General features: G+C 61.5%; 19 protein-coding genes and 1 pseudogene. 17 read left to right on the top strand and 3 right to left on the bottom strand.

Annotated elements, in window-relative coordinates; translation table 11 throughout:
* The first annotated feature begins 205 nt into the window (after positions 1-205).
* From DZG07_RS16845 to DZG07_RS16810, 8 genes and pseudogenes are all read left to right on the top strand, one after another.
* Positions 206-1803 (top strand): annotated as a pseudogene (locus DZG07_RS16845) (oleate hydratase).
* A 141-nt stretch (positions 1804-1944) separates the two neighbouring features.
* Positions 1945-2418, top strand: coding sequence for a VOC family protein (locus DZG07_RS16840; protein ID WP_119821829.1), 474 nt, complete (start codon positions 1945-1947; stop codon positions 2416-2418).
* 57 nt (positions 2419-2475) lie between these two features.
* A complete protein-coding gene (locus DZG07_RS16835) occupies positions 2476-2925 on the top strand; it encodes a DNA polymerase III subunit chi (protein ID WP_091912184.1) in 450 nt (149 codons plus the stop codon).
* A 2-nt stretch (positions 2926-2927) separates the two neighbouring features.
* The gene (locus DZG07_RS16830; RefSeq protein ID WP_245429650.1) at positions 2928-3509 is read left to right on the top strand and encodes an AAA family ATPase; all 582 of its coding nucleotides are present in this window, start codon (positions 2928-2930) and stop codon (positions 3507-3509) included.
* 187 nt (positions 3510-3696) lie between these two features.
* A complete protein-coding gene (locus DZG07_RS16825; protein WP_091912183.1) occupies positions 3697-4317 on the top strand; it encodes a hypothetical protein in 621 nt (206 codons plus the stop codon).
* A 1-nt stretch (position 4318) separates the two neighbouring features.
* Positions 4319-5188, top strand: coding sequence for a 23S rRNA (adenine(2030)-N(6))-methyltransferase RlmJ (locus DZG07_RS16820; protein ID WP_119818851.1), 870 nt, complete (start codon positions 4319-4321; stop codon positions 5186-5188).
* Entirely contained in the window at positions 5185-5661 is a 477-nt protein-coding gene (locus tag DZG07_RS16815; protein ID WP_119818848.1) for a DMT family transporter, read from the top strand. The genes DZG07_RS16820 and DZG07_RS16815 overlap by 4 nt, the downstream gene beginning before the upstream one ends.
* Complete coding sequence (locus DZG07_RS16810) at positions 5658-6080, top strand: DMT family transporter (RefSeq protein ID WP_119818845.1); 423 nt, start codon at positions 5658-5660, stop codon at positions 6078-6080. Before DZG07_RS16815 ends, DZG07_RS16810 begins: the two co-directional genes overlap by 4 nt.
* Positions 6081-6142: 62 nt before the next feature.
* Here DZG07_RS16810 and DZG07_RS16805 read toward each other — a convergent pair whose 3' ends face one another.
* Positions 6143-7582, bottom strand: a complete 1440-nt coding sequence (locus DZG07_RS16805) for an FAD-binding oxidoreductase (protein ID WP_119818842.1) — start codon at positions 7580-7582, stop codon at positions 6143-6145.
* Between the two features lie 403 nt (positions 7583-7985).
* Here DZG07_RS16805 and DZG07_RS16800 point away from each other — a divergent pair, with 403 nt between their 5' ends.
* The 3 genes from DZG07_RS16800 to DZG07_RS16790 all read left to right on the top strand — a co-directional run bounded on the left by DZG07_RS16800 (position 7986) and on the right by DZG07_RS16790 (position 9855).
* Entirely contained in the window at positions 7986-8426 is a 441-nt protein-coding gene (locus DZG07_RS16800; RefSeq protein ID WP_091912175.1) for a hypothetical protein, read from the top strand.
* 14 nt (positions 8427-8440) lie between these two features.
* Entirely contained in the window at positions 8441-9181 is a 741-nt protein-coding gene (locus tag DZG07_RS16795; RefSeq protein ID WP_119818839.1) for a ribonuclease T2, read from the top strand.
* Between the two features lie 77 nt (positions 9182-9258).
* A complete protein-coding gene (locus DZG07_RS16790) occupies positions 9259-9855 on the top strand; it encodes a glutathione S-transferase (RefSeq protein ID WP_091912172.1) in 597 nt (198 codons plus the stop codon).
* 67 nt (positions 9856-9922) lie between these two features.
* On the opposite strand, the gene DZG07_RS16785 is transcribed toward DZG07_RS16790, so the two are convergent.
* The gene (locus DZG07_RS16785) at positions 9923-10579 is read right to left on the bottom strand and encodes an outer membrane protein (RefSeq protein WP_091912170.1); all 657 of its coding nucleotides are present in this window, start codon (positions 10577-10579) and stop codon (positions 9923-9925) included.
* Between the two features lie 403 nt (positions 10580-10982).
* Between DZG07_RS16785 and DZG07_RS16780 the strand changes: the two genes are divergently transcribed.
* From DZG07_RS16780 to DZG07_RS16755, 6 genes are all read left to right on the top strand, one after another.
* Positions 10983-11747 carry an SDR family oxidoreductase gene (locus tag DZG07_RS16780; protein ID WP_119818837.1) on the top strand — a complete coding sequence of 255 codons (765 nt, stop codon included), beginning with the start codon at positions 10983-10985 and terminating at the stop codon, positions 11745-11747.
* Complete coding sequence (gene uvrC, locus DZG07_RS16775; protein ID WP_197716867.1) at positions 11744-13828, top strand: excinuclease ABC subunit UvrC; 2085 nt, start codon at positions 11744-11746, stop codon at positions 13826-13828. Before DZG07_RS16780 ends, uvrC begins: the two co-directional genes overlap by 4 nt.
* A gap of 106 nt (positions 13829-13934) precedes the next feature.
* Positions 13935-14531 carry a CDP-diacylglycerol--glycerol-3-phosphate 3-phosphatidyltransferase gene (gene pgsA / locus DZG07_RS16770; RefSeq protein WP_091912167.1) on the top strand — a complete coding sequence of 199 codons (597 nt, stop codon included), beginning with the start codon at positions 13935-13937 and terminating at the stop codon, positions 14529-14531.
* Complete coding sequence (gene moaD / locus DZG07_RS16765; RefSeq protein WP_091912165.1) at positions 14528-14794, top strand: molybdopterin converting factor subunit 1; 267 nt, start codon at positions 14528-14530, stop codon at positions 14792-14794. The genes pgsA and moaD overlap by 4 nt, the downstream gene beginning before the upstream one ends.
* A gap of 6 nt (positions 14795-14800) precedes the next feature.
* The gene (locus DZG07_RS16760; protein ID WP_119818834.1) at positions 14801-15280 is read left to right on the top strand and encodes a molybdenum cofactor biosynthesis protein MoaE; all 480 of its coding nucleotides are present in this window, start codon (positions 14801-14803) and stop codon (positions 15278-15280) included.
* A 90-nt stretch (positions 15281-15370) separates the two neighbouring features.
* A complete protein-coding gene (locus tag DZG07_RS16755) occupies positions 15371-16141 on the top strand; it encodes a YbaY family lipoprotein (protein WP_119821823.1) in 771 nt (256 codons plus the stop codon).
* A gap of 96 nt (positions 16142-16237) precedes the next feature.
* On the opposite strand, the gene ndk is transcribed toward DZG07_RS16755, so the two are convergent.
* On the bottom strand, positions 16238-16660 hold the full coding sequence (ndk, locus tag DZG07_RS16750; RefSeq protein WP_091912154.1) for a nucleoside-diphosphate kinase: 423 nt from the start codon (positions 16658-16660) through the stop codon (positions 16238-16240).
* Positions 16661-16754: the final 94 nt, after the last annotated feature.

The raw sequence follows: 16754 nt of genomic DNA, 5'->3' as shown, positions 1-16754 counted from the left end.
TCGACCAGCTCGTGCGCGAGGCTTGCGAGGGGGTAGGGACGAGGGGAGGGCTGCCGCACCGGAGTTACGTACGGTGGCAATAAGCCATTGAAATTTGACCAACTATACGTTGTAAATGCTCATCTCTCACACGTCACGGTCAGGTTCGGGGGCCTGAGTCGAAATCAAAGTCCAAGCCGAAAGCGGGCATGAGGAGGACCATCTGATGAGCGACAGCAAGGCAACCACAGGATCGGCGAGCAATACCGGCAGGAAGGCATATCTGGTCGGCAGCGGCATCGCCTCGTTGGCGGCGGCCGCCTATCTCGTGAAGGAAGGCGGGCTTGCGGGCGAAAGCATTATTATCTTCGAGCAGGAAGAAAATTACGGCGGCAGCCTAGACGCGCGCGGCAATCCGCAGGATGGCTATTCGATGCGCGGCGGCCGCATGTTCGAAGAGAAGTTCAACTGCACCTACGACCTGCTGTCGTTCATTCCGGCCATCAGCGATCCCAAGAAATCCGCCAAGGACGAGCTGATGGAGTTCCATCAGGAGTTCTTCTGGAACGACAAGGCCAGGCTCGTTTCGGGCGGCGAAATCGTCGACGTTGCGGGGAGCGCGACCGGCTTGATCTCGTCGAGCTTTGCGCCACGCCCGAAGCGGTGCTCGGGACACGGACAATCGAGGAGTGGTTCAAGCCGGAATTCTTCGAAAGCAATTTCTGGTTCATCTGGTGCACCACCTTCGCCTTCGAACCATGGCACAGCGCGGTGGAGTTCAAGCGCTATTGCCTGCGCTTCACGCATCTGTTCTCGACCATCGACACGATGGCCGGCATCTACCGCACCCAGTTCAACCAGTATGACGCGATGGTACGGCCCATCGTCGGCTGGCTGAAGGAGCACGGCGTCGTCTTTCGGGCGGGGGCCGAGGTCACCGATATCGACGTTGCCATCGACGGCAAGGAAAAGGTCGCTACCCGAATCCGCTATCTCGCCGACGGCAAGGAAGGTGACATCGATCTGTCACCGGACGATCTCGTCTTCGTCACCAATGGCAGCATGACCGCCGACACGACCTACGGTTCCTCGACCACGGTGCCGGCTTTGCAGACGGAAAAGCACGGCGGCGCCTGGAAACTGTGGCAGCGTCTCGCGGCGAAATCGCCGGACTTCGGACATCCGGCGGCTTTCTGCACGGATATTGCGAAGACCAAGTGGGAATCGATCACCGTCACGGCTCACGATTCGGCTTTCTTCGACCTGCTCGAGGCGTTTTCGGGCAGCGAGGCCGGCAAGGGCGGGCTCGTCACCATCAAGGATTCGAACTGGCTGCTGACCGTGGTGCTCAACCACCAGCCGCACTATTACGAACAGCCGAAGGGCACCTGGGTCTGGTGGGGCTATGGCCTGTTTCCCGACAAGGTCGGCAATTTCGTAAAGAAGAAGATGTCCGAGTGTACGGGACGCGAGATTCTCGAGGAAATCCTGCTTCACCTCCGCTTCGCGGAGAAGATGGAGCATATCCGCGACACTTCGATCGTCATTCCGGCGATGATGCCATACATCACCAGCCAGTTCATGCCACGCACCGGCACCGATAGGCCACAAGTGATCCCGGCCGGTTCGAAGAATCTGGCCTTCATCGGCCAGTATGCGGAAATCCCCGACGACGTGGTGTTCACCGTCGAATATTCGGTGCGTTCGGCGCAGACCGCCGTCTTCGGCCTGCTCGGCCTGGAGCGAAAGGTCTCACCTTTCTACAAGGGCCAGCATGATCCGCGCATCCTGTTCGACGCGCTCAAGATGCTCCATCGCGCGTAACGTTCCGCTTCGGCAGCTATCGGTCGTCGGAATGGACGCTTTTTGGGCTGGAAATAGGCGCTTGGCCGCCTATTTCGAAAGAGGGCGGATGCGAACAAGGCCGAAATCCTGGCTTCAAAGCGAGAGGAACACGCAATGGCAATCGCAAAGAACACGATTTGCGTCTGGTACGACAAGGACGCCGAGGCTGCCGCCCGCTTCTATGCCGAGACCTTTCCGGACAGCGCGGTGAATGCCGTGCATCGCGCGCCCGGTAACTACCCATCCGGCAAGGAGGGTGATGTGTTGACGGTCGATTTCACGGTTGCAGGCATTCCTTGTATCGGCCTCAACGGAGGCCCCGTGTTCAAGCATAACGAAGCCTTCTCGTTCCAGATCGCCACCGACGATCAGGAGGAGACCGACCGCTACTGGAATGCCATCGTCGGCAACGGCGGCCAGGAGAGCGAGTGCGGCTGGTGCAAGGATAAGTGGGGAATTTCCTGGCAGATCACGCCGCGCGCGCTGACTGACGCGATGGCGGCTGGCGGCGCCGAAGCAAAGCGCGCGTTTGATGCGATGATGACCATGAAGAAAATCGACGTGGCAAAGATCGAGGCGGCGCGGCGCGGCTGAAGCTCCGTGGCGTCTTGCGACATTCCCATCCGCACTGCGATCGCGTAGTTTCACCGCATGGCTGAAGTTCTCTTTTACCACCTGACCGAATCGACGCTGGAAGACGCGCTGCCCGGCCTGCTCGAAAAGAGCGTGCAGCGCGGCTGGCGGGCGGTCGTGCAGACCGGCACTGAGGAACGGCGCGATGCGCTCGACGCGCATCTGTGGACGTTTCGCGATGATGCTTTCCTCGCCCATGCCACCGACCGCGAGGCTTTCCCGGAAGAGCAGCCGGTTCTGCTGACGACCGAACTCGACAACCGCAATGATTCAAAAATCCGCTTTCTGGTCGATGGCGCGTCACCGCCCGATATCACGCCTTACGAGCGTGCCGTGTTCATGTTCGACGGGCATGACGCAGCCCAGCTCGAAACCGCACGCGAGCATTGGAAGACGATGAAGGCTGCCGGCCACGCCGTCACCTACTGGCAGCAGACGCCCGACCGGCGCTGGGAGCGCAAGGCTTGAGCGTGCAGGCATCCGAAGCAAAGGACGATTTTCCAGGCATCATCGTCATTACTGGCGGCATGGGCGCCGGCAAGTCGACTGTTGCGCAGGCGCTGGCCGAGAGGTTGCCGAAAAGCGTGCATCTGCGCGGCGATCTTTTTCGCCGGCTGATCATCAACGGCCGGGTCGAAATGAGCCCCGATCCGGTGCCGGAAGCGGTGAAACAGCTGCGGCTGCGCTACGACCTCGCCTGGGACGTCGCTGCAAAATACGCGGAGGCCGGTTTTACTGTCGTCTATCAGGACGTGATTCTGGGCGAATTCCTCGGCTGGACGGTGGAGCGGCTTCAGGCCTATCGCCCGGCAGTGATCGTGCTTGACCCATCGGCCGAGACGCTGACCGCTCGCGACAAGGGGCGTACGAAGAACATCTATGGCGATCCCGTCCACGGATCGTGGACAGCCGAAATGATGCGGCAGGTGCTGCATGAGCAGACGCCGCGCATCGGCCGGTGGATCGACACTTCCGCGCAGAGCGTGGACGAGACGGTCGACGCGATTCTTGCGGGATTTAAGGGAGCGGGCGCGGAACGAAGCGCCGGCTGATCGTTGAAGGCGTCCGGTTACCGCCGATCCGCATGGACAGCCGGCCCCGCCGCGTGGCAGAGAATGCCCGATTAGAGCATCGGACCGAAAAGTGGGTACCGGTTTTCGGAATATTCCGATGCTCGTTCAAAATGCTGGATCGTTCTTTGTGCGTTCGAATGGCGCACGGCGATCTAGGGAGTTTTCGATGCGCTTCTTTTTTCTGCTTGTCCTGCTGGCCGGTGCGGCTCTTGGCGTCGTCTATCCCTGGGCGGTCAAGAATTTTTCCGGCCATGAGATCGGCACCTGGCGCGTCTATGAGCGCGCTTCCGGCTTCAAGACGGTCGACGTGACGCTTGCCGCGACCGATGCGCCGGTGCGCGTGCTGGTCGACATGACGGCGGTGGGCGGGGCGAGAACGGCGGGCAGGCAGGCGGTGCTGACCCTGACTGCGGCCACCGGCGGGCGCACGGTGCTGACGGATGTCCTCAACTTCGCCGACGGCGCGGTGCGGGAAAACGCGCCGCAGACCAGCCAGAAGATCTATCGCGACGATGGCGGCCTTCTCGATGACATTGCGGCTGGAACCTACACATTCACCGTCGGACAGGGCGATGCCGAAGGCATCGACATCCAGACGGTCGACCTGATCCTGCGCAGCGATGCGGGCGCAACGGACGAGCGGGCGCAGCCGCTGGGTCTTTCGCTGCTGGCGATCGGCTTTATCGGGCTGGTCATTGCCTTGCGACGCGGTGGAGGCGGTCGCCCCGGTAACCCGAACTCGCAGCCGCCAGCGCCACGCTGGGGCAGGGGCGGCGAGAACCGCTGACGTGAACTATCGCCACGCCTACCACGCAGGAAACTTTGCCGATGTCGTCAAGCACGCGGTGCTGGCGCGGCTGGTCGAATATCTGAAGCAGAAGGACAAGGCGTTCCGGGTGATCGACACCCACGCCGGCATCGGCCTCTACGATCTCTCCTCGGAGGAAGCGCAAAAGACCGGCGAATGGCACGGCGGCATAGGCCGTCTGCTCGATGCGAAGATCGAGCCGAAGGCGGCAAAGCTGCTGGCGCCTTATCTCGATGCGGTGCGCTCCGCCGATCCCGATGGCGGCCTCTCAGCCTATCCCGGTTCGCCGCTGATCGTGCGGCGGTTGCTGCGCAAGCAGGACCGGCTTTCGGCGATAGAGCTGCACCCGGCGGATTTCCAGCTATTGAAGGCGCTGTTCGCGGACGATTTCCAGGTGCGGGTGAACGAGCTCGACGGCTGGCTGGCGCTCGGCGCGCATTTGCCGCCCAAGGAAAAGCGCGGGCTGGTGCTGGTCGATCCGCCTTTCGAGCAGGAAGGCGAGTTCGAGCGGCTGGTCGATGGCCTGCAGCGTGCGCACAAGCGCTGGCCGGGCGGCATCTATGCTTTGTGGTATCCCATCAAGGACCGGCGGGCCGTGGCGGATTTCCGCGAGGCGCTGGCCGGTTGCGGCATCCCCAAAATCCTCGACATCCGCTTTGAACTGAGAAAGCCATCGCGCGAACCCCGGCTCGACGGCACCGGAATGATCGTCGTCAACCCGCCCTACACGCTGGAGGCGGAATTGCAGGCGATGTTGCCGGCTTTGCATGCCCTGCTGGCGGAGGAGAAGGGCGCGCAGTGGTCTCTGGAGTGGCTGGCGGGGGAAGACGAACGCCGGGGCGACATATGACCCCCCAGCGCGCAAACCCGCTTCATCTCCTCGCCGCATTCGGCTCGGGCGGTCTCCTGACGCTGATGATCCACTTCAACGGCGAGCTGGCGCGTTATGGCAACGCCTTGTTCGCTTCCTGGACCGCGCATGGCACGGGGACCGTTGCGGCCCTGATCTTTCTTGCGGTTCTTCGCCGCCGCGCCCCGGCCGGCGATGCGCCGAAAGCCCGCACGCCATTCTGGGCCTATCTTGGCGGCCTGTCCGGTGCGGCGACCGTCATGCTGGCGTCGGCTGCGGTCAATTCGCCGCTTGCGCTCTCCGGCACGCTTGCGCTCGGCCTCGTCGGCCAGATGATCTTCAGCCTTGCCGCTGATCGCTGGGGCCTGTTCGGCCTGCCGATGCGCCGTCCCGGTGCTCGCGATTTCGCCGCCCTGGGGCTGGTGCTGGCGGGCAGCGCCATCATAATCCTGTTCGGCAAAGGTGCCGCATGACGCTGTGGATCGTGCTGGCCAGCGTGGCGGGTGTGCTGGTGGGCGTCAGCCGGCAGATCAACGGGCGGCTCAGCCTCTCGACATCTCCGCTGCAAGCCTCGTTCTGGAACCATGCCGTCGGTTTCGGCGCGCTGACCGCGCTTGGCCTCGTCATCGGCGGATTGATTCCGGCGGGTGCTAGCGATGTACCGTGGCATGTCTATATCGGTGGGCCTATCGGGGTGGTTTTCGTTGCTGCCGGCAGCTGGCTCATCGCCCGCATCGGCGCGGTCAACACCGCGCTTCTGGTGATCGGCGGCCAGATGGTTTCGGGCGTCGCGCTGGACCTCTTGAGCGCCGCATCGCCGGCCGTCTGGGCAAGCGCCCTTGGCGTGGCGCTGATCCTCGCTGGCATGGCGCTCACCCAGCGGCGGCGGTGACTGGCTTGCGGCGACCAGTGCGGGCACACGGCTTCTGAAGTGCCCGCACGGTCGATTGCTCTCTATGCTGCCCGGCGCTTTACGCCGGGGTTCACGTTCTGGTTCATGCGGAAAAGGTTGAGCGGATCGTAGCGCTGCTTCGTCGCGACAAGCCGTTGATAGTTGCTTCCGTAAGCCGCTTCGATGCGGTCCACCTCGTCTTCAGGCATGAAGTTTATGTAGGCCGTTCCTGCGGCATGAGGTTTGATCGCCTCGAAGAGATTGCGCGCCCAGCCGATGCATGACTGGTCCATTTCCGGTTCGCGCCAGCGGGCGTGAACATTCATGACAAAATGCGAGCTTCTCTGCGGAAACGCGGTTGCTTCGACCCCGATCCGGCCGGCGGCGCCGCCGACATGGCCGAGAAATATCTCGCATTCCGGCCCCGGAAGCTCACGAACCGCTTTGAGCAGGATTTCGACCGTCGCATCCGAGAGCTTGGTGAGGTCATGGCTCTTCCAGTAATTGCGCGCGCCGGGAGTAAGCAGCGGATCGAATGCCTGTTGCCAGCCCGCGAATGGATTGGGACCGACGACGTCGGCGATCGGATTTCCAATCCCGCGCAGACGCGCTGTCGCCTTTTCTCCTGCCTGGATATCGCCGCAATAGCACATGGCAAGAACGAGCACTTCCTTGCCGTGCCACTCGACAGGCAGGAATGGAAGTGGCGGCGCCTGCCGCATGACCGCCCAGCAGGTGAGTTCATCAGGCGCTGTTTCGAGGGCTTCTCGATATCCTTTGAGAACTGCCTCGGCATCCGTGAATGGATGAACGACGAGCCCTGACAAGACCTGCGGACCAAGGTCATGAAGCTGGAACTCGAAGGCCGTGACAACTCCGAAGTTTCCGCCACCGCCGCGCAATGCCCAGAACAGGTCCGGGTTTTCCGTAAGACTTGCCCGCACCAGCTCGCCATCAGCGGTGACAACATCTGCCGAGACGAGATTGTCTATCGTCAAGCCGAATTTGCGCGTGGTCCAGCCGAAGCCGCCGCCAAGCGTAAGGCCAGCTATGCCGGTTGTAGAGTTTATGCCTGTTGGCACCACGAGGCCGAATGCCTGCGTTTCCTTGTCGAGATCGGCAAGTGTCGCTCCCGGCTCGACCCAGGCTCGCTTCGCCGCTGCATCGACGCGCACCGACTTCATAGGGGACAGATCGATCATCATGCCGCCGTCGCAGACCGCGCTGCCGGCAATATTGTGCCCGCCGCCACGAACGGCAACGAGTAGCCTGTTGTCTCGCGCAAAGCGCACCGCGATGATGACATCGGAAGCGCCGGCACATCGCACGATGAGGCCCGGCTTGCGGTCAATCATCGCGTTCCAGATCGTTCGAGCTTCGTCATAAGACGCGTCTTTTTCAACAAGCAGGCTGCCGCGCAGTTGCGCCCTGAGCGCTTCAACGGTCTCGGCGCTGACCGTCGTCTTTCCTGATTCAAGGCCGGTGAGGCTTATGTCGTCCATGATATTTCTCCCGATTTGAGGTTGGACTTCCCTCCGCGAATAAAGGAGCCTGCGCTTGTGTATGAGGGTCAACAAGTTCAGAAACTGAACCTGCGTATTCTTAGATGGAACATAAATGTACTTAAATCGGATAGGTAATAAGCGATAAACAACCATTGATTGAAATATGTTTTACTGTGATTATCGGTAAATTCATTTGAAAAGGCGCACTTCAATGTGCTGGCATTCGGCCTAAGGCCGCCCGTCGGCATGCGTGGGAGCAACGGAACGGCGGGCTGCATCCGTCGTGAAAAATCAAACCGAAACGCCGCCCGAAATTCCTCCCGCTTGACCGTTTCGCGGCCATTGCGCACAATCAACACTCAAGCTTCGCCTTCGGCGATGATTCATGAGGTTTTTTGCTATGTCCCGTATTGCTCATTTCGTGATGGCCGCAGCCGTCGCCGCCGGTTCGCTGCTAACGGGGCCAAATCTTTCCTATGCCGCCGACGTGGTCGCGCGACAGGAAGAGGGCACCAGCCTCTGCTCGGACCAGCGCTATCTCAACAAGATCATTCATCGCTTCGGTTATCAGGTTAAGCACGTACCGAACCTGCCGGATGTGGCGATCACCGATTTCCAGAACATTTATCCGAAGCGCTACGAGCCGGTTGACGAGCGCCATCCGATCGCGCGGCTCTATTGCGGCGCGACTGCCAGCCTTTCCGATGGGCGCCAGCACGAAGTCTTTTATCTGATCGAGGGCCGCATGGGCTTTGCCGGCATCGGCGACAACGTCGAGTTCTGCGTGCCGGGCTTCGACCGCTGGATGGTCTATAACGGCCGCTGCCGCGTGCTGCGTTAATCCTAGGCAAACCGATGTCTTGGGCGAGGGAGCGTCGCTGGCGTTTTGGTGCGGCGGTGCTCGGCCTTGCCGCGCTTGTGGCCGTTGCCGGTTGCAAGCCTTCCGGCGACAGCCAGCAGGCGGCGAACGCCCCGGCCTCGACCCAGGCGCCCACGACGACCCAGCCAGCAGTCGCACTGGGCAAGGGTTTCGATTTCTACGTACTGTCGCTGTCATGGTCGCCGAGCTACTGCGAGGCGGAGGGCGGCGAGGCCAATCGCCAGCAATGCGCGATGGGCAGGCCCTACGCCTTCGTCGTCCACGGTCTTTGGCCGCAATATGAGCGCGGCTATCCGCAGGATTGCCGCACGAACCAACCCGATGTTCCCAACGACACGCTGCGCACCCTCTACGACATCATGCCGGCTTCGGGCCTCATCCGCCACGAATGGCGCAAGCACGGTTCTTGTGCCGGACTGTCACAGGACAACTACTTCAAGGTTTTGCGGCAGGCGCGCGAGCGGGTGAAGATACCGGCCGAGTTCAACCGGCTCGATGGCTATCGCACGCTCGACCCGGACGATGCCGAACGCGCTTTCCTGCAGGCCAACCAGAGCCTGCCGGCAGACGGCATAGCGGTGACCTGCGACCGGCGCTATCTGCGCGAGGTGCGCATCTGCATGAACAAGGACCTGTCTTTCCGCTCCTGCGACGAGGTCGATCGGGACTCGTGCCGCCGCGACAAGGTGGTGATGCCCCCGGTGCGTGGCGGATAGTTTTTTCGCGGCTGGTTGTTGCTTCGCCGGCTCGTCAAAACTACGGTCTCGCGCATTATCCAGGAGACACCGCCTTCATGCCGAAAATTCTTTATGCCCCTGCTTCGCCATACAGTGCAAAGGTCAGGATGGCCGCAGCCTATGCCGGGATTGCGCTGGAAGGCGTGCTGACCGACACCAACGCCGAACCCGCCGAACTGATTGCCGCAAACCCGCTTGGCAAGATACCTGCGCTGCTCACCGACGACGGCGAAGCCGTGTTCGACAGCCGGGCGATCACCCAGTATCTGAACCGCGTCTCCGGCAATGCGCTTTTCCCGCGCAATCCGGCCAAGCGCCTGGAGGCCGAACGGCTGGAAGCGCTGGCCGACGGCATGTGCGACTGCCTGCTTGCCCATGTCTATGAACGCCGCTTCCGGCCGGAGGAAAAGGTGCATGCGCCATGGCTCGACAAGCAGTGGTCGAAAGTCGTCCGCTCGCTCGATCTCCTGAACGCCAATCCGCCGAAGCTGCCCAAGAAGATCACCGCCGGGCAGATCGCGCTGCGGGCAACACTCGGCTATCTGGATCTTCGCTTTGGCGGAAAATGGGAGCGCGGCCATGCCAGGCTCAAGCGCTGGGCAGCACGCTTCGACGAGAAGTTTCCGGAATTGAAGCCGTATCTGTCGTCCTGAGTCAGGATGCAAAAAAGCCGGGCCTCGAAAGAGGCCCGGCTTTTGTCTAACTGCCTGTTACGGCGAATTAGAACTTCATACCGACACCGAACTGGATGCGATGATCCGTGGCATCGACATCGCGGGTACCGCTACCCGTGGTGAATTCCTTGCTGCCGTAGTCGGTGTAACGATATTCGACGCGGGCAAACACGTTGTCGGTAACCTTCATGTCGGCGCCGACGCCAGCGGTCCAGCCGAGCATCGTGTTCTTGTCGGAAATGCCGCCTTCGGTGAGCTTGACGCTCTGGGCTGCACCACCAGCGGTGATGTAAGGCAGGATATCCGGGGTGACGGCATAACCGAGACGGGCGCGAAGCGAGCCGCCGAGGCCGCCCTTCACTTCCGTACCGGCGTTGTCGCCCTTGAGACCGCCATAACCGATGTCGCCTTCGACGCCGGCCACCACGTTGTCGATCTGGTAGTTGTAACCGGCAAAGCCGCCACCGATGAAGCCATCAGTGTTGACGGTGTTGCCCGGCTCCTTGACACGGCCCGAGAAGCCGTAGCCCAGCGTCACACCGGCATAGGGGCCGGACCACGTGTTGAGCGGGGGCTGCTCCATCGGAGCTGCAGGTGCCGGCGGCTCTTCCTGAACGACGTCGGCTGCATTGGCAACACCAGCGAAGGCCAACAGGCCGAACACAGCTGCCAAAGGCCGCGCGAATTTCAATTTGGCTTCCATTTTCTTACTCCTTAGCCACAGCACACAATGTTCTTCTGTGGGAGGCGCCCAGGCCGTCTGGGGGGAACAACGGCTCGGGTACCTGACAGTTCCCAATGTCGTGCCGAAATGCGGCTGCACCACACCCGAAATTGGGTCTTTGCCCGGCGCCAATAAGGCGGAAGAATGACGTTGCATCGCTGCAACAACATTGTCAGGAGAGTTCGGGTCGGAAGGCAAAAAGTGCCTTGGTTCAAGGGGTTGCGGACCCTATATTGAATCAGTTTCCGAACGTTCTCACTAAATTAGGCGGTTTGCATGAGGGCTTCGCCACAATGCCGCCAAAGGAACGAACGCGAATTAACCTGTGAGACGCCAAAATCGGCCAAACAGCCATTTGCGGTCGAAAAATTAGGGGTGGACAATGCGGAAATCGGGCAGGACGGCGCTGGTGACGGGTGGCGCCAGACGCATCGGCAGGGCCATCGTCGAGGACCTTGCAGCCCACGGATTCGCCGTCGCCATCCATTGCAACCGCTCGCGCAGCGAGGCCGAGGAATTGGCTGCAACAGTGGCCGCCAATGGCGGCGAGGCTGCGATCGTGACTGCCGATCTGACCGACATGCGCGCCGTCGACGGGCTGATTTCGCAGGCAGGCAAGGCGGTCGGCCCGATCTCGCTGCTGGTCAACAATGCCTCGCTCTTCGTCGACGATGATGTGACCGATTTCGAGTGGGCGACCTGGGATCGGCATTTCGCCGTTCATGTGAAGACGCCGGTTCTTCTGGCGCGCCGTTTCGCCGAAGCCCTGCCGGCCGGCAGCGAGGGCCTGGTCGTCAACATGATAGACCAGCGTGTCTGGAAGCCGACGCCGCGCTATTTCTCCTACGCGCTGTCGAAATCGGCGCTCTGGACGGCGACGCAGACCATGGCGCAGGCGCTGGCCCCAAGAATTCGCGTCAACGCGATCGGGCCGGGGCCGACGCTGGCCAACCCGAAACAGCAGCCCGAGGATTTCGCCGCGCAGGTCGACGGGGTGATCCTGAAGCGGGGGCCTGATCTTTTGGAATTCGGCGCAACGATACGCTATTTATGGGAGGCGCGCTCGGTCACCGGGCAGATGATCGCGCTCGATGGCGGCCAGCACCTTGCGTGGCAGACGCCGGATGTGACAGGCATGGTGGAATGAGTCCCAACGATCCGAACCTCAAATCGCTCCATCGGCCGCAGGCCGGCAGGGCCAGCGACGATGTCGCCGGCTACATGCCGGGCCATGAGGTCGAAGAGGATGAGGGGACGGAGGCCGAAGTGTTGCCGGCGGTGGCCGACGCCTCCTTCACCGCCATAGACTGGACCCCCCACGCTGGTGATGCCGACGGCATGGTCGGCGCGGAGGTGATCCAGACGCTGGTCAAGCGCCTGCCCAATGCGCCGGGTGTCTACCGCATGATGAATGCGGCGGGCGATGTGCTCTATGTCGGCAAGGCGCGCAGCCTGAAGAAGCGCGTGACCAACTACGCACAAGGGCGTTTCCACACCAATCGCATCGGCCGCATGGTGCGCGAGACGTCGACGATGGAGTTCGTCGTCACCCGCACCGAGATCGAAGCGCTGCTGCTCGAAGCCAATCTTATCAAGCGCTTGCGGCCGCGTTTCAACGTGCTTCTGCGCGATGACAAGTCATTTCCCTATATCATGCTGACCGGCGATCATCCGTCGCCGGGGATTTTCAAGCATCGCGGCGCACGATCGCGCAAGGGCGACTATTTCGGGCCGTTCGCCTCGGCGGGCGCGGTCGATCGTACCATCAATTCGCTGCAGCGCGCGTTTTTGCTGCGAAGCTGCACGGATTCGGTCTTCGAAAGCCGCACGCGGCCCTGCCTGCTCTATCAGATCAAGCGCTGCTCCGGTCCGTGCACCGGTGAGGTTTCGGCCGACGACTATGCCGAGCTGGTCTTCGAGGCCAAGGACTTCCTGTCGGGCCGCAGCCAGAAGGTGAAGACCGACATCTCCTCGGCCATGCAGAATGCCGCCGAAGAGCTCGATTTCGAGCGCGCCGCCATCTATCGCGACAGGCTGGCCGCACTTTCGCATGTGCAGAGCCATCAGGGCATCAACCCGCAGTCGGTGGAAGAGGCGGACGTTTTCGCTATCCATCAGGAAGGCGGGCAGGTTTGCATCCAGGTGTTCTTCTTCCGCACCGGCCAGAACTGGGGCAACCGCGCCTATTTCCCGAAGGCCGATCCGGCGCTCGAGGCAAAGGAAGTGCTCGGGTCTTTCCTGGCGCAGTTCTACGACGACAAGCCGTGCCCGAGGTTGCTTCTGCTTTCCAGTGAAGTGCCGGAACAGGAATTGCTGGGTGCAGCCCTTTCCACGCGCGCCGGCTACAAGGTGACGATCACTGCGCCGCAGCGCGGCGAGAAGAAGGATCTGGTCGACAACGCCGTCCAGAACGCCCGCGAGGCGCTCGGCCGGCGGCTGGCGGAAACCTCGACGCAGGCGCGGCTGCTGGCCGGCATGGTCGAGACCTTCGGGCTGGAAAAACCGCCGGTGCGCATCGAGGTCTACGACAACTCGCACATCATGGGCACGAATGCCGTCGGCGCGATGATCGTGGCCGGTCCCGAAGGCTTCGTGAAGAACCAGTACCGCAAGTTCAACATCCGCTCGACCGACATCACCCCGGGCGACGATTTCGGCATGATGCGCGAGGTGATGGAGCGGCGTTTTTCGCGGCTTATCAAGGAGCATGCTGCGCCGGAGGAGGGCGATGCGCAATCCGGCGAGGACGACGAAGCGGTTGGCTCGTCCTTTCCGGCCTGGCCCGACGTCATCCTCATCGACGGCGGGCAGGGGCAGATGTCGGTTGTGCGCAAGATGCTGGCCGATCTCGGCATCGAGGACAAGGTGGCGGCGATCGGCGTCGCCAAGGGGCAGGACCGTGATGCCGGCCGTGAACGTTTTTTCGTCAAGGGCCGCGAATCTTTCTCGCTGCCGGTGCGTGACCCCGTGCTCTATTTCGTGCAAAGGCTGCGCGACGAGGCACACCGCTTTGCCATCGGCTCCCATCGCGCGCGGCGCAAGAAGGAAATGGTGAAGAACCCGCTGGACGAGATCAGCGGCATCGGGCCGGGACGCAAGCGCGCGCTGCTCTTGCATTTCGGCACGGCCAAGGCGGTGAGCCGCGCAGCGATGGAGGATTTGATGGTGGTTGATGGAATTTCGGAGTCGATTGCCAAGATCGTCTACAACCATTTTCACGAGAATTAATCATTTGCGGGCTAAATGTATCCTTGGGCCATCGATTTCCCGCAATTGACCCCCCACATCCGCATCTGATTTGAGTACGAAAGCTGAAAGAAATAACGGATTAGAGATGGCCAGGCGCGCATTCAACCTTCCAAACATGCTTACCTACGCGCGCATCCTTGCCGTGCCGCTGGTTGTCCTATGCTTTTTTCTCGAAGGAAGATTGCAGTCGAGCGACTTCGCGCGCTGGGCGGCGCTGATCATCTTTATCCTCGCCAGCGTCACCGATTATCTCGACGGCTACCTTGCCCGTGCGTGGCAGCAGACTTCGAATATCGGCCGCATGCTCGATCCTATCGCCGACAAGCTTCTGGTGGCGACCTGCCTGCTGTTGCTTGCCGCCGACACCGATCAGCGCGGCGGCATTGCCGGCTGGTCGCTGTGGGCGGCGATCATCATCCTGTGCCGCGAAATACTGGTTTCGGGCCTGCGCGAATATCTGGCGGCGCTGAAGGTCAGCGTGCCGGTGACGCAGCTTGCCAAATGGAAGACGGCCATCCAGATGGTCGCCATCGCCTTCCTGCTTCTCGGGCCCACCGGCGACAAGATCGTGCCCTACTGGACGCAGATCGGCCTGACGCTGCTCTGGATTGCAGCCCTTGTTACGCTTTATACCGGTTATGACTATTTCCGGGCCGGCGTGAAGCATATCATCGACGAATGACACAGCATCCGACCAAACTCGTCTATTTCGCCTGGGTGCGCGAGCGCATCGGCCTGGCCGAAGAGGATGTGGCGCTGCCCGCCGAGGTGGAGACGGTGTCCGATCTTCTGCAATGGCTGAAGGGTCGCGGCGAGGAATATGAAAACGCGCTGCAATATCCCGACGTGATCCGCGTCGCCATCAACCACGAGCATGTCGAGCATCGGGAAAAGCTGGCTGGCGCGCGCGAGATCGCGCTGTTTCCGCCGATGACCGGAGGCTGAGCCACGATGTCGGCGAGCTTCAAACCCGATATCCGCATTCAGCGGGAGGATTTCGACGTCAACGCCGAGATCGCCCGGCTCTCGAAGGGACGAGCCGACATCGGTGCGGTCGTGACGTTTTCCGGACTCTGCCGCGACGAGGCCGGCGCGCTTTCCGCCCTTGAACTCGAGCACTATCCCGTCATGGCCGAGGCCGAGATTGCGCGCATCGCCACTGAGGCGATCGAACGCTGGCCGCTGCTTGGCCTGACCGCGATCCACCGCTTCGGCAAGATCGCTCCGGGCGAAAATATTGTCCTCGTCGCTGCCGCGTCGGCACATCGACAGGCGGCATTTGAAGCGGCGAATTTCCTGATGGACTATCTGAAGTCGCGCGCGCCCTTCTGGAAGAAGGAGCATCGGGTCGATGGCTCGACCGGCGGCTGGGTCGACGCGAAGGAGAACGATGATCAGGCCGCAGCGCGCTGGAAACGGCAGCAAACATAAGTATTGCGGCCTGAAATTTTCCGTCATCCTGTCACGGAACAACCGTATTCCTTCGCTCTAAAGGCAATGGTCGATAGAGGAGGTTTGATCATGCTGGACAGGCTCGCCGAATTTTTCGTTTTCGGTTTTGCTCCCCTGGTGATCGGCACTCTCATGATGCCGCTGCAATCATTTGCGCAGGAAAAGTCCGTCACGGGCGAGATTCTTTATCGCGAACGGATTGCCCTGCCGCCGAACGCCGTCGTCAAGGTTTGGCTATCGGATGTGTCGCTGGCCGATGCTCCCGCAAAAATTATCGGCGAGCAGACATTCAAGGAACCCGGCCAGGTGCCGATCAAGTTCGAGATCCGCTTCGATCCGGCGGTGATCCAGCCAAAACACACCTATTCCCTTCAGGCCCGCATTACGGTCGACGATACGATCTGGTTCATCAATGACGTGCGCTATCGCCTCGATCCGCTGAAGGCGGAGCCGCAATCCATGGTGCTGAGGATGGTCAAGCGCTCGATGGAAACCGAACCACCACCGATCTTCCGCACGACCTGGCTGGCCGAGGACATCGAGGGCGGCGGCGTGATCGACGATGCGCAGTCGACGCTGAAGTTCGATCCCGGCGGCAAGATCAGCGGGCGCGGCGCCTGCAACAGCTATTTCGGCAAGGCGACAATCGAAGGCAGCACGATCAAGCTCGGCGATATCGGCTCGACCTTCATGGCCTGCGCGCCGGCGATCATGGATCAGGAAAAGAAGCTTTTTGCGGCGCTGAGCAAGGCATCCTCCTATCGCATCGACGCAGACGGCAAGATGTTTCTGGTCGACGCGGAAGGGCGCGACGTGATCCGGTTTGCAAGTGCTGAGTGAAGCGACATTTGCATCGGTGGAAACAAAAAAGCCGGGGCAAAACCCCGGCTTTTTCATTGCAATCAGGCAGTTATGCCCGAAAACTGAATCAGAAACTCAGCCGACGATCTCGGTGTCGGAGAACCAGTACCTGATTTCCTGGGCAGCGGTTTCCGGGGCGTCGGAGCCGTGGACGGAGTTTTCGCCGATCGACAGGGCATGAACCTTGCGGATGGTGCCTTCGTCGGCGTTGGCCGGGTTGGTGGCGCCCATCACTTCGCGGTTCTTGGCGATGGCGTTCTCGCCTTCCAGGACCTGCACGACGGTCGGAGCCGACGACATGAATTCGACCAGTTCGCCGAAGAAAGGGCGATCCTTGTGGACGGCGTAGAAACCTTCCGCGTCGCGGCGGCTCATCCAGACGCGGCGCGATGCGACGACGCGCAGGCCGGCATCTTCCAGCATCTTGGTGATGGCGCCTGTGAGGTTGCGGCGGGTCGCGTCGGGCTTGATCATCGAAAACGTGCGTTCGATCGCCATGGTATATCCTTTTGAGAATGGGGAAGGGCAGATGTGGCGGTCCCTATACAAGCCGTCCGCCGCATTGCCAAGGCCCCTGAGGCATTTGCTAACT

The organism is Mesorhizobium sp. DCY119 (genome assembly GCF_003590645.1).
Taxonomy (GTDB): Bacteria; Pseudomonadota; Alphaproteobacteria; order Rhizobiales; family Rhizobiaceae; genus Mesorhizobium_M.
This window is presented reverse-complemented; position numbering and strand designations above follow the sequence as displayed.